We start from the raw sequence: 13,777 nt of genomic DNA, 5'->3' as shown, positions 1-13,777 counted from the left end.
ATCATTTCCAAAAATCATTTTGCTTCAACTGCTTATTATTCTCCAGCACTTGATACGAAATAGGCCAATAATTGCCTCCTTGCTCCAAAAGAGACACGATATCCGCATTCATCGGTTTGATCCGGTTCAATCGGATCAGATCATGGAACCGCCAGCCTTCTCCGATCAATTCTCGCCTTCTTTCTTCAAAAATTTCGTCAATAAGAGGCTTCGTATCCATATCAGACAGCTGGTATGGCGCAGTATTGCGCATCGTCTTCACAATATTCAGATACTCAATGGCACTGACGTACTGCCGCAATACGGCCATAGTTTCTGCCCGCAACAAGATCAATTCTTCCAATCTGGTAAAAACCAAGTTGGATCCAAAAACAGCGTAGTTACCATCACTACCACCATCGCGAACCACATTGATCTTTGCAAAGACCGGTATTTCATTTGTGTAGTTATAAAAAAAATTCTCCCTGTAAAGTGGCTTTTCCGGGTTCGTCCGGTCTATGCCAAACCGTCTGTCCTTCTCTTCTGTATACAGCTTATTGATGGTATCCTTAGAGACATATATGTCTGGGTTAGTCCTGTTGATAAAAGGTGATGCCAGCGTAAGCTGCTCAATATGTCCCGAGGCGGTAGCTTCGCCATAGACGTATGCCGAGCTCAGGCTAAGCACTTGTCCTCTGGTATAATTATTTGAAAATATACCATAATAACCCGTCAGGCCGGGTTCTGAGGCCGAGGAAGGTTTTATATCCGTAGTATATTGAATAGAGGATTGGGTATAGTTGTCGAAAATAAACTCCGTATAACTAGCTACATCAATATATTTGCCTTGATAAGCTGCCAAATGACTAAGAATAGCATACGCCGTTATCTTGTTGAACAAGACCTTTTGCCAGGTACCCGTCATGGATCCATAATACAGCTGGGGATCTACCCCATAGCGAAACGGAAGATCTTCCACAGCTTCGGTCAATTCGTCTTCCGCAAATTTTAATACCAAACGGTAGTCCGTACGGGAAAACTCCGGAAACTTGCCGTTGTCAAAAGAGGAAGTAATCAAAGGTACATCCCCCCATATCCGTACCATGTAGAAATACGTAAAAGCGCGTATGGCCCGGGCTTGTGCAATATCCAGTTTCAGATTTTGCTGCGTATAACGCCTGTCTTGTTGCAAAACTTCCGGTGCACGCTCTATGAAGAGAGACGTGGCATTAATGACCGCATAAAATCTGCGCCAATTGGATAGGTTCTCCAACAGCGTATACGATTTGTTCAGATCATTGTGAATCAGAGCTGTCAATTCTGGCCGGGAATATGCCGCAAAGTCACCCGACCGCAATTCTCCATACATCCAGTGGGCATTATTGTCTACCATAGCAGACCTAAGCAGACCATAAAGACCCAATAAAGCAGCCTTGGTGTCACTGATACTCTGCCAATGCCTTTCCTCCGAAGATACTTGTACGGACGCGACGTCCAGCGCCTTATTGCATGAGGAATGAAGCAAACTCAATACAGCGAAGGCTATTAAGCTATATTTTATACTTATTTTCTTTAACATCATCTCAAAAACTGCTAATATGTTATAAATCCAATTTAAGCCCCAATGTGAATGTCTTGGTCAGCGGCAGGCCGTACCCATCGTATATACCGTTGAAATTGACCAGTTCAGGATCATTGCCCGAAAATTTGGTCACGGTAAATAGATTGTTCGCGGTCAAATAAACGTATGCTCTTCTCACCGTCGGTGCCAGAGATACAATACTCGAAAGTTTAGACAGATCATACCCCATAGACAATGAGCGCAACTTAAGATAGGATGCATCTTCCAGGAATAGATCTTGATCCAATCGGTAAGGTGCCGTGCCGCTCCACACATTATAATAAGGATACTTACTGATGTCAACATCTTGTTGCCACTGAAAGATCTCTCTTATACCATGGATGGAATTCTTCGACTCGTTGTTGATAAAATCATACCGATTTGAAGCACGTTGGTTCAGTGCCTTATGACCTAGAGCATAGGTAAAGGCCAAATGAAGATCGACTCCCTTATAAGTCAATGTATTGTTGAAACCACCAAAAAACTTTGGCGTAAACCGGCCTTTGAAAACCTTATCGTCCTCACTGATCGCCTTGTCCTTGTTTTGGTCTACCCAGTTGGCATCTCCCACAGCAAATGCAACTCCATTATTGGTCAATCCGGAAGGTATCTGCGCAGAAGCAGTATATATTCCCTGATTTTCCAATAACCAAAAATTGTCTACGGCTTCGCCCACCTTCAGCTTATTGGCACCTATCTTCAGCTCTTGCAATCCCTCGGGCAAAGCTGTCACCTTATTGCTATTGACATTGAGATTCAAACCGACAGTCCATCCCAAAGCATTCTCTTTTGCAGGTGATACGATAGCATTGGCTGAAATATCGACACCTTGGTTTCTGACGGTCAGACCATTTTTATATTGCCCGACATAACCAAACTCGGACGGCACCGGAGCCAGCACGATCTGATCCTTGTCATCCGTCTGGTAGAATGCCACCACCGTGGTCAATCTGTTTTTCAAGAAAGAATTATTGATTGCCAACTCCAACTTGTCGCTATAGGCCCATTTCAGGTTGTAACCTGTCCAGCCAAAGGAATAATCACGCGATATTCCCGCAAACCCATAATAAGAAGAAACCGTAGGATCTTCTGTCCAGCCCAAATTGGCTGCATATTGTGGCCCTGTTGCATATCGACTATTGTACACCGGTTTTCCTATCCGGGAATATGCCAGCTTCACATTGAATAGGTTTGCCAAGCCAAAATTCTTATCGATATGCCAACGTGCACTCGCGCCCGGTGTAAATAGCCACCGGCTGTCACGTTGTACAGTAGAAGATCCATCCCAGCGCAACACGGCTTCAAGATCTACAAGATCTTTGATCGCGTAGTCAAATTTGCTGTACAATGAATGTAGGTGAAATTGCTCTTTGTTATTCCAGCGCAATACCCGGAGTCCACCTTTAGGCTGTAGATAATCCGCATAATCCGAATTGCCCTCGACGACATTGAGCTTGATATAATCATTGGGACCATCGTATGCCCTGGCGTAATTATAACGATAGACATCTTCAGAATAGTCCGAACCTATCGTGGCTTTAAACAAATGATCATTCTCGAGTAGTTTATTGTAAGACAATCTATTACTGAACACAAAACGTTGGGTGTATCCGTAGTAAGTAGACATATAATTAATCGTTTCCATCAAGGTACTCGGATAGAACAGGTCACGCACCCCTTCATTATAGTCTACGGAGAATGAAGTCGTAAAGTTCAATTCTTTCAGGATATCCAACGAAAGATTTAGATTTCCCTGAAAGTTTGTGTTCACATTATCGTCCACTACCTCCCGTTTATAGTGATCTATATATTTTTGGTATACTTCTTTATTCGGAGACAGCGGAGTAGACAGGTCCGGTAAATAAGCCATTTCTGCATAGCGGTCTCTCAGGTTCCTATTCCGTCCTCTATCCAATCGCCGCCCATTGAGATAGGTCGAAACTTTAAACCATTCAAAAGGCAACATATTGATATTGATCAGCACATTATAACGCTGTAAGTCCGCATCGTCAGATGAAATAGCATTACGAGTATGACTTCCAAAAAAACCAAAATTGGCTCGATCTGTCCCACCATTCAGCATCATGTCCAAGGAGTACAATGAAGAAGTAGAATAATACAGATCAGACCAATCGGCATTGCCATAATAATTTAAGTTGGTCGAATCAGCCAAGTATCCAGGATATTTCAACACATCATCTATCGTACCGTATTTACTATAGAAATTCTTTCTAAAGAGATCCTCATATTGGGCGTTATACGGAGTCACCACTGGCTTCGTATTAAAACCATAATAGCCATTTACCGAGATCTGTCTCTTTCCCGATCGACCACCGTGTGTCGTAATCCAAATCACACCATTTGAAGCCAGTGGACCTAATTCAGCCAAGCGAATAGGATCCTTTATAATCTCAATGGATTTAATAGCAGAAAGGTCAATCGAAGAGAGATAATCTGTTGCTGGTCCTATGCGGTTATAATCATAGCGCTGTATATCGTAGGCAAAGTTATTCTCTTGACCCATGGGTATCCCGTTTACATAGACAACCGCTTGATTGTTCGTAATATCACGGTTGTTGAATTGGGGCGAAGACAATCCCCTTAAAAGAATATTTTGATAGGTTCCCGGCTCGGCAGTAGGATTCTGCACATAAACACCTGCGGACTGTCCGACCAAATAATCACCAACCGAGAGATAAGGGTTATTTTTAACCGAGGTAAGATCGACGCTGTCTGCGGTAAGCAACAGTCTGTTTAGATTGTTGATTTTTGCTTTCGCTTCATCACTGATTTCCGCTGTCGTATCTTGGAAGATTATCGTTTGATCGAGCTTGGCTCTTCGGGTAAAAGTGGGTTTATTATCACCCTCTCTCGACATTTTAACTGCATAAGTTTCGGAGAACCGCGACGCGTAAGTCAAGGATGGTATGGTCAATACACACAGAACCAATACGTTCCATCCTTCCCTCATCAAACAACGATGAATTATTCGCAAAGAATTGCTCTTAATTAGATTTATAATCATGTGGCTAGATTTAAATGCCTCTATTGGTTAAATAATGTTAAATCAAACGTCAACATTAAACATCAAAACTACAAGTGATTTGAAAAAGAAATCGTTTGCGTAACTTAAATCAATCGATTGCACAACACTGATATCAAGCAACGTTTGTAACATATACAACATCAAACACGACATTTAGTTTTTCATAACACACATAATATCAAGATATTCTTTCCTTATTTTTTTCATAAAGTGGATTTTCAACTAAAAATAGATTTTTGATTATTGAGGTAATTGAGTTTCGATAATTGGTACAAAATGGGTACAGCAAAAACCTTCTTAAACAAATCCACCACCTTTCAACGATTCGGTAATATCACTTATTTTTAGTAAAGCCAAAAAACCTCCCATTTAAAAAAAATTTTTGCAGATTATAAATTAAAATAAGTAGTTTTACTCTATCGTATAGACCTTCCGTTACCGATAAGTATAAACTAAGCAAGAAAGACCATTAGAAATGTCCAGTTATACGAATTTCGAAGATCATGAACTCCTTGCCTCCATAAAGAGCGGCGATGAAGGTGCTTTTACAGAAATTTATAACCGCTATTGGGAATCTTTATACCGGTCTGCCTTCCATGTCTTGAAAGACCGCGATGTATGCATGGATGTATTACAGGAAGTTTTTATCTGGATATGGAATCATCGCACACAATTACAAGTCACCTCACTCAAAAGTTATCTATATGGCGCTGTGAAATATAAAATAGCCAATAGCATACGTGACGGTAAAACACGCGGTAATCTATATCATGCAGCCCATGCGAGCATTCCCGACACCTCCTTTGTAGATTCCTCCGTAGAAGTAGCCGAATTAAAGCTCATTATCCAACAGTTTACCGAAGGCCTACCCGATCGATGTAAAGAGGTGTTTCACTTAAGCAGAAGCCAACAATTGAATAATAAAGAAATAGCAAGTAAGCTGAATATTTCTGAAAAAACCGTGGAAAATCAACTGACAATCGCTCTAAAGCGGTTACGCTTAAAGCTCGGAAGAGATTATTAAAAAAATATTTCTAAATCCTTTGGGGGATAAGTCCTTTTGATGTGCCTCATACGTAGAACGCACAAATATGAAGGATAACGAACTCTCGATTTTAGCGCAAAAAATTAGTGATGGTCGTGCAACAGACGAAGAAATCGCCCGGTATAACCATATCATTAACACGCTAAATCATAAACAGCCCGATTGGAATGAGGAAGAGATGGGGGAAAGGAGTGCCGTAAAAGACGAGCTCTTCGCAAGGATACAGCAACAGATGCACCCGCCTATCCCATCAAGGAGCTTTAGAAAAATCTATTGGGCAGCTTCGGCTGCCGCCGTCGCATTGATGATAATGAGTGCCGTCTGGTATTTCTATCGTACTCCTTCGCTCGATAGTAGGACACCGACGGTAGCGAACACTACTGTCATCGAACCCGGTGGCAACAAAGCCATCTTAACCCTATCCGATGGTTCACGCATTGTCCTCGACAGTTTAAATACCGGGCAGATTCTCACCTATCAGGGGGTGAAATTCACAAAAACAGCCGACGGGCAGTTGATATGCGAACATCTAAACGGCGATATACCGACCGAAAACCTGGATCAGGCTCTCAACACGGTCGAGACTCCGATGGGCGGACAATATCAAGTTGTCTTGCCCGACGGGACCAAGGTTTGGCTGAATGCAGCTTCCTCCATCCGATATCCCCTGGCTTTTAGTGGAAAAGAACGGCAGGTAGAAATAACCGGAGAAGCCTATTTTGAGGTAACCAAAAACAAGCATAAACCTTTTAAAGTCATTGCCAATCGACAAGAAGTCGTCGTGTTGGGTACCCATTTTAATATCAATGCTTATCCCGATGAAACAAGCATCAAAACCACCCTTATCGAAGGCCGTGTGCGTGTAGGTCTCCGGAATAGCTCAACAACTCATATCCTTCGGCCCGGACAGCAGTCTGCCTTAAACGGTGATACGTTTCGCATTCACCCGGTCGATGTGGAAGAAGCTATTGATTGGAAGAATGGATATTTTATTTTCAATAATATGGAAGTGCGGGCGGCCATGCGGAAAATTGCGAAATGGTATAATATCGAGATCGCCTATCAAGGTAATTTTGATGAAATCTATTTTGGCGGTTCGGTATCCCGTTCCAACCCATTGCGGGAAACCTTGGAAATACTGGAAGCTACTGGAAATATGCACTTTAAAGTAGAAGGAAGGAGGATTACAGTCATGCCATAATCAACGTATTCATTGCATGTAATCCGTAAAAAACCTCAGCATGCAGCAACATACTGAGGCAGATGCGGGGATTCATAACATGCTGTCAATCTTGGAAAATTAACTGATTTGTTATTTAGCTTTTTTAGCTACTAAACCCGGCACCCAAATGTATGAAATTTTAACGTATAAATTTTATGATATACTTCGTGTACATAATAAAGTTTTACTAACCATGAAAATATCCCTCATTCTATTGTTATCATTTTTAGCACAGGTCAATGCAGGTACCTTTGCACAGGGGATAACCTTATCTGAAAAAAATGCATCGCTGGAAACGGTTTTGAAAAAAATCAAAAATCAAACCGGATACAATGTATTCTTCATCTACAAGGATATGAAAACAGCGAAGCCCGTCACCGTTGATCTCAAGGACGCTACCTTAGAAAGAGCATTGATGTATTCTTTTAAAGATCAGCCCCTCACCTACACCATTGAGTCGAAGACCATTATCGTCAAGAAAAAAGTGGTAAAGCAGGAGGCGATACGTCAAAACACCATCTCAGGCAAGGTTGTCGACTCCAAAGGTGATCCGATACCGGGAGTCTCCATTAAAGTGAGAGGGACAAACTTAGGAACCGTAACCGATGAAAACGGAGCCTACTCCATTATCATACCGGCCGATCATACCGAACTTATCTTTTCGTTTATCGGCTTTGAAACACAGGTACTGACGGCAACTAGTACCACCTTAAATGTCAAGCTGATGCCCTCGGCTGAAAGTCTGGAAGACGTCGTCGTTGTCGGCTACGGTACACAGAAGAAAATCAACGTAACAGGCTCGGTCAGTTCGGTCAACATGGCAGACATGCCCACCACCGTCCCCAATTTGTCTAATGCCCTGGCCGGAAAAGTTGCGGGTATTGTCTCGGTCCAATCCAGTGGCGAACCGGGGTATGACAACTCTGTATTTACTATCCGGGGGATTGGCACATTTACAGGGAACGTTGCTCCATTGATTATCGTAGACGGCGTACAACGCGACGATGTCAACAGTACCTACGGTGGCGCGTTCAACAACATCGATCCGGAGAATATTGCCAGCATATCTTTGTTGAAAGACGCCTCTTCCACAGCGATGTATGGCGCAAAAGGCGCCAATGGCGTATTGATTATCACGACCAAAAGAGGTATCGCGGGTAAACCCAAAATTTCACTGAAAGCGGAAAGCGGTGTGACCGGTTTTACGCAGACCCCAGAAATGTTGGACGGTGTAAAATACATGCAATTGCTCAACGAAGCACGGGAAAATATGGGTCTTACCCCAAATTATTCAGAAGAACTCATTCAGAAAACAATCAGCGGTCTGGATCCCTACCGATATCCGAATGTCAATTGGATCGACGAAGTCTACAAAGACTATTCCTCGCTGACGAATGCGAATTTGAATATCAATGGCGGTAGTGAAGCCGTACGCTACTACGTCGCCGCTTCTTTTTACAACCAAGGCGGGCCTTATAAGGTGTCCAACCAGAATGGCTTCAACCCCAACTTGAATTACAAGCGCTATGACTTTAAGAGCAACATTGATGTCAATATCACGAAAAGCACCTTGTTGCAACTGAATCTCGGTGCGATGTTGGTAGACGCCCGGTACCCAGGTATCTCTTCGTCCAAATTATGGTATCTATCCTTCGCAACGACACCGGTTGGATTTCCGACCCGATACCCCGACGGTAAATGGGCGGGACCGGTAACGGATGGTGGGAATAACCCCTTGAACGACGTCCAAAATAACGGTTATTCCGATGAATTCCGTCCGGCGGTGCAGTCGGTGTTTACCGTCAAGCAAAATCTGGACAGCTTTACGCAGGGGTTGTCTGCCTATGCCCGCTTTTCGTTCGACAGCTACGGCAACTTCAACAACCAGCGAACAGGTATAACGGACTTGTGGTTAGCGACAGGACGGGATGCGAACGGCGAACTTATCTACAACCAGACCCGATTGGGCGAACAATTTTTGGGATACAGCCAAAGTGCTACCGGCGAGCGGGTGATGTACCTGGAAGGCAATGTGAACTACGACCGTACATTCGGAGACCACCAAGTGGGTGCCATGTTTCTGTACAATATGCGGAACCGCAGAGTCAGTACAGCTGGCGATGTCATCGGATCCATCCCTTACCGCAACCAAAGTTTAGCTGGCCGACTGACATACGGATATAAGGACAAGTACCTCCTCGAAGTCAACGCCGGTTACACCGGATCGGAAAATTTCGAGATCGGCAAAAAATTCGGCCTCTTCCCTTCTGTTTCGGGCGGCTGGGTGATTTCGAATGAAGAATTTTTCAAACCCCTATCTCAGACATTTAGTCTCTTGAAAATACGGGGCTCCTACGGTGTCGTAGGTAACGACAATATCGGTGCCGGTGGGCGGTTTCCTTATCTTACCCAGATCGGCGCGGGCAACACCACCGGTTTTGGTCTAAACGGGACTTGGTACGGCGGACAACGCGAGCAAGTATTTGGTGTGGAAGACTTAACCTGGGAAAAAGCCTATAAAAGTGGTGTCGGATTAGAAATCGGCTTATTCAACAAACTCAACCTGATCATCGATGGCTTCCGCGAGCATCGGAAAGATATCCTGATCCAACGGGCCTCTATTTCTTCCATAGCGGGCTACAGTGGTTCTGCGGTGTATGCGAATATCGGCGAAATGGATAATCAAGGTATCGATGCAAGTATTGAATACAGCGACCAGATCGGACAGGTTGGCTTACGGTTATACGGCAACGTGACCTACAACAAAAATAAAATTGTCTTTCAGGACGAGCCTACACGGAAGTATGCCTATCAACGTGCTACCGGACACCGGTTTGGCGAGTTCACCGGTTATATAGCCGATGGCTTTTTTGTCGATACCGACGATATCGATGCCCGTCCAGAGCAAAAATTTGGTAATGTATTGCCCGGTGATATACGTTACATCAACTTAAATCCAGAAGATGACGATGTCATCGATGCATACGACAATACCTATCTCGGCAAATCCTGGTTTCCGACCTGGTTATTTGGTGTAGGTTTCTCCACGTCCTATAAGAAGTTCGACCTCTCGTTATTCTTTCAGGGTACGGCCGACGTCGGGCTGATGGCGAATGGCATGTCGATCGGTGATATAGGTTGGGGCGCGCTTGGTGTCGGTGTTATTCCATTTTCCGGCATCGGCCAATACCCCAACAACACGCTGGCCGCAGTGGAAGACCGTTGGACCGAAGATAACCCTCGGCAAGACGCCTATTACCCACGTCTGTCTCTGGCCAGCCTTTCCGACAACAATTACCTCGGAAGTACGCACTGGCTGAAGGACGGATCTTATGTACGGTTAAAACAAGCCTCATTGGGCTATACATTTTCGTCCGAGCGGTTAAAGACTGCGGGAGTCTCTGCGCTTTATCTTTATCTATCCGGAAATAATTTATTGACGTTCAGCAAGTTTAAGCTATGGGATCCCGAACTGGGTTCGAACGGAGCGAAGTATCCGATCACCCGGATGGCTACCCTAGGCATACGCGCACAGTTTTAATCACTTTAATCTGGAAAATAATGAAAATATTTCAAAATATAACGTATTTAAGCACGATAGCGGTATGTTGCCTGCTCTTCAGCACAAGTTGCGATTACCTGAACAAAAAGCCGGACAATCTCCTTACCTCGGAGATGCTCTGGGACACCCGGGCCAATGCCGAATCCTACCTGTATCAGATTTATGGATATGTCCAGACGCCGGCCGACGACTATACCGTATTGGGTGCCAGCGACGAAACATCCTGCAGTGTACAAGACGTCAATGTCCGGAAAATGATTTCGGGCAATTGGAATCCACAAAGTGGCTACTGGCAAGAGTATTGGAACGGGTCTTATGCCGCCATACGGCAGTCCTTTGTGTTCGAAGAGAATATCGTCAAGATGCCCGATGACATCATCAGTCAGGAACTAAAAGACCAATATGTTGCTGAGGTACGCTTTTTACGAGGCTGGTTTTACTGGAAGCTGCTGCGGCAATATGGTCCCTTCGTGAAATTGACGGGCACCTTAAGTCTCAACGACGATTACAACAATTATCCCCGCACGCCTTTCGACGAATGTGTCGCCTACATCAACGAATTGATGGATCAGGCGGCTGCCGTTCTGCCACCGATATGGAACTCTTCTGCCAATTACGGTCGACCTACCCGAGGGGCATGTTATGCCGTAAAATCACAGGTGATGCTGTTGGCGGCAAGCCCCTTATGGAATGGGAATCCTGCCTTTGCTAATTTCAAAAACCACGATGGTACCGCATTGGCTCCGTTGCAGTATAACAGCAACAAATGGCGGGATGCTGCCGATGCCGCAAAGGCCGTTATCGACCTTCCCGGCACCAATTACAAACTGTTTACGAACCTGGACGAAGGAGATGCGACATTTGATCCTTATCTATCCGTGAGAAATGTTTTTCTGACCAACTGGAACAACGAGATTATCTTCTCCACCAATATGGCGGGAACTTGGCAATGGGGACTTGAAAAACGAGCAGCACCCGGTCCAGGCGGATTCAACATGCAGAACGCGACACAAAACGTTGTGGACGCGTACTACACACGGGATGGTAAAGACATCGACGACGATCCGACGTATACCGAAATCGGATTTGCCGGTACCGATGATCCGGAAGAATATGGCAAATCCAGAGATGGTGTTAATCGCGGATATATCACCGGCAACTCCAATATGTACGTAAACCGAGAACCACGTTTTTATGCACATATACAGTATAATGGCAAGCCTGTATTGCCGGCCCCCACGTCGGACGACCGGAATCTCTTTTCATCTGCGGGAAACCAGGACGGTAGAGGCCGGGCAGAATTTTATTATTCTGGAAAATCCGGCGTAGGCGTCAATAACAATGGTGATATTACCGGCTATTGTGTGCTCAAAAACGTGAGCCCGGCGTCTAACATCTACTTCGATGATGTCCCCTACCGTCCTTATATACACATCCGGTTGGCTGAAATCTACCTCAACTATGCCGAAGCCTTGAATGAGGCCGACCCCGGCAATCCGGACATTCTAAAGTATATCAATCTCGTGCGCCAACGTGCAGGTATTCCGGATTTGGAAGATGTCTACCCTGCTGTGGTAGGCAATCAGGATGAAATGAGGAAATGGATTATTCGGGAACGACAAGTCGAACTGGCTTTTGAAGGCGATCGCTATTTTACCCTGATCCGACGGCTGATGATGGGCAACCCAGACGTCCAGACTATCTATCGGATGAATACCATTGAAGACGACGGTGGACAAGGATTTGCTTTCACGAACTTTAACAAAAGGATTTTATTGCAAAATCGGTTCTGGCACGACAAGATGTACCTGTTCCCGATTTATCAGGACGATCTGGATAAAAACACCGCACTGGTACCCAATCCAGGATGGTAATCATATCCGATGTTAGGTATATACATTTCTATTAAATTTTAGTATATGAAAAATATAAAAACATACATCTTTTCTTCCCTCCTGCTGCTTACCGGGATGGTAAGCTGTAAAGAAGAAAATACAGGTTATACCAACGATCCTTCGGCTCCTGTGGTCGTGGACGACTTTTTTCCCAAACAAGGCGGCGGCGGTACGGAGATCTTAATCAACGGAAGCAACTTTTCCAGCGACACGTCTGCCATCTCGGTGACAGTCAACGGTATTCCACTTAAAATAATCGGAGCCAGTGGCACACAGATTATGGCTGTTATTCCCAAAAAGTTGGGTGCCGGCAAACTGGAGATATCCATTGGAAACAATACCGGCGTATCCACACAATCTTTCGACTATCGGTTTACCCGGACGGTCTCCACATTAGCGGGTAACGGTACCGCCGGATTTGCCAACGGGCAGGGGGCGGACGCGATGTTCAATTTCGTCGGTGATGGCGGTTGGTACCGTAGTACAGGCATTGCCGTGGACGATGATCTCAACGTCTACGTTGCCGACCCCGGTAATTTCTGTATCCGAAAAATCGATCCTGACGGTAATGTCACTACCTTCGCCGGAAATCCGAATGCTTCGGGCAGTGCAGATGGCAATGGCGTACAGGCTCAATTCAGCTTAGTTTATGGGTTGGCCATCGATAAACAGGGAAATCTATACGTGGCAGATCCCGGCAACTGGAATATACGGAAAATTACACCCAACGGAGACGTGACAACCGTTATATCGACCTATTCCGATCCATGGAGCATAGCCTTAGATCAGGTAGGCAATATATATTATAGCTGTCCAAATGTGGGCAATATCTACAGTGTTAGCCCGCATGAGGCAATTGCAACGGGAATCGACTATCCCGGAGGAATAGCCATCGATCAGGGGGGTAATCTCTATGCTTCCAGTGTGGATCATACGATCAAAAAATATGCAGCTAACACGTGGACAGGAAGTATTATTGCCGGACAGCCATATGTGGCCGGATATGTGAATGGCACAGGCTCAGCAGCACTCTTTTCAGCGCCTTGGGGCCTTGCCACAGATAACGACGGCAATCTCTATGTCGCTGGAAACGGCACTTGGGACGGTGGTCTGAACGCCGATCAAAGTATCCGGATGATCGAAACAGCCACCGGAAAAGTAAGCACCTTCGCTGGAAGCGGAACTGCAGGTTTTGTAAATGCCATTGGCGAATCGGCCGCCTTTAGTGGCCCTGGAGGCGTCTGTGTCGACAAGAACGGAACCGTCTATGTACTGGATAAAAGAAATAATGCTATCCGCAAGATCGTCTCGGAATAGCTTGACAGACAGACTGTCTTAAGAATAATACCGTCATTGCGAGGAAGTATAGCCTGTCCCGATCCTCGGGAACGAAGTCATCTTCACTTG

General features: G+C 45.0%; 7 protein-coding genes. 5 read left to right on the top strand and 2 right to left on the bottom strand.

Translation table 11 applies throughout. The annotated features are described in order from the left end of the window. Window position 1: 1 nt before the first annotated feature. Window positions 2-1,561: a RagB/SusD family nutrient uptake outer membrane protein gene (locus G5B30_RS06720; protein WP_165319213.1), complete on the bottom strand. Its 1,560-nt coding sequence runs from the start codon at window positions 1,559-1,561 to the stop codon at window positions 2-4. Window positions 1,562-1,580: 19 nt separating this feature from the next. Further along, the gene (locus tag G5B30_RS06715; RefSeq protein WP_165319212.1) at window positions 1,581-4,571 is read right to left on the bottom strand and encodes a SusC/RagA family TonB-linked outer membrane protein; all 2,991 of its coding nucleotides are present in this window, start codon (window positions 4,569-4,571) and stop codon (window positions 1,581-1,583) included. A 550-nt stretch (window positions 4,572-5,121) separates the two neighbouring features. On the opposite strand from G5B30_RS06715, the gene G5B30_RS06710 reads away from it, so the two are divergent. From G5B30_RS06710 to G5B30_RS06690, 5 genes are all read left to right on the top strand, one after another. Beyond that, on the top strand, window positions 5,122-5,670 hold the full coding sequence (locus tag G5B30_RS06710; RefSeq protein WP_165319211.1) for an RNA polymerase sigma factor: 549 nt from the start codon (window positions 5,122-5,124) through the stop codon (window positions 5,668-5,670). 67 nt (window positions 5,671-5,737) lie between these two features. Next, a complete protein-coding gene (locus G5B30_RS06705; RefSeq protein ID WP_165319210.1) occupies window positions 5,738-6,892 on the top strand; it encodes a FecR family protein in 1,155 nt (384 codons plus the stop codon). A 214-nt stretch (window positions 6,893-7,106) separates the two neighbouring features. Beyond that, window positions 7,107-10,454 (top strand): TonB-dependent receptor, encoded by a 3,348-nt coding sequence (locus G5B30_RS06700; protein ID WP_165319209.1) that lies wholly within the window; start codon window positions 7,107-7,109, stop codon window positions 10,452-10,454. Window positions 10,455-10,474: 20 nt separating this feature from the next. Beyond that, entirely contained in the window at window positions 10,475-12,349 is a 1,875-nt protein-coding gene (locus G5B30_RS06695; RefSeq protein ID WP_165319208.1) for a RagB/SusD family nutrient uptake outer membrane protein, read from the top strand. 45 nt (window positions 12,350-12,394) lie between these two features. Next, a complete protein-coding gene (locus G5B30_RS06690) occupies window positions 12,395-13,687 on the top strand; it encodes an IPT/TIG domain-containing protein (RefSeq protein ID WP_165319207.1) in 1,293 nt (430 codons plus the stop codon). Window positions 13,688-13,777 lie beyond the last annotated feature (90 nt).

The organism is Sphingobacterium sp. SGG-5, assembly GCF_011043525.1.
Taxonomy (GTDB): domain Bacteria; phylum Bacteroidota; class Bacteroidia; order Sphingobacteriales; family Sphingobacteriaceae; genus Sphingobacterium.
Note: the sequence above shows the minus strand (reverse complement) of the source record. Positions and strands in the feature narration are given on the sequence as shown.

Excerpts from the sequence above, each read along its gene's own strand:
- G5B30_RS06720 (WP_165319213.1), bottom strand. The coding sequence starts at position 1,561 with ATGATGTTAAAGAAAATAAGTATAAAATATAGCTTAATAGCCTTCGCT.
- G5B30_RS06715 (WP_165319212.1), bottom strand. The coding sequence starts at position 4,571 with ATGAGGGAAGGATGGAACGTATTGGTTCTGTGTGTATTGACCATACCA.
- G5B30_RS06710 (WP_165319211.1), top strand. The coding sequence starts at position 5,122 with ATGTCCAGTTATACGAATTTCGAAGATCATGAACTCCTTGCCTCCATA.
- G5B30_RS06705 (WP_165319210.1), top strand. The coding sequence starts at position 5,738 with ATGAAGGATAACGAACTCTCGATTTTAGCGCAAAAAATTAGTGATGGT.
- G5B30_RS06700 (WP_165319209.1), top strand. The coding sequence starts at position 7,107 with ATGAAAATATCCCTCATTCTATTGTTATCATTTTTAGCACAGGTCAAT.
- G5B30_RS06695 (WP_165319208.1), top strand. The coding sequence starts at position 10,475 with ATGAAAATATTTCAAAATATAACGTATTTAAGCACGATAGCGGTATGT.
- G5B30_RS06690 (WP_165319207.1), top strand. The coding sequence starts at position 12,395 with ATGAAAAATATAAAAACATACATCTTTTCTTCCCTCCTGCTGCTTACC.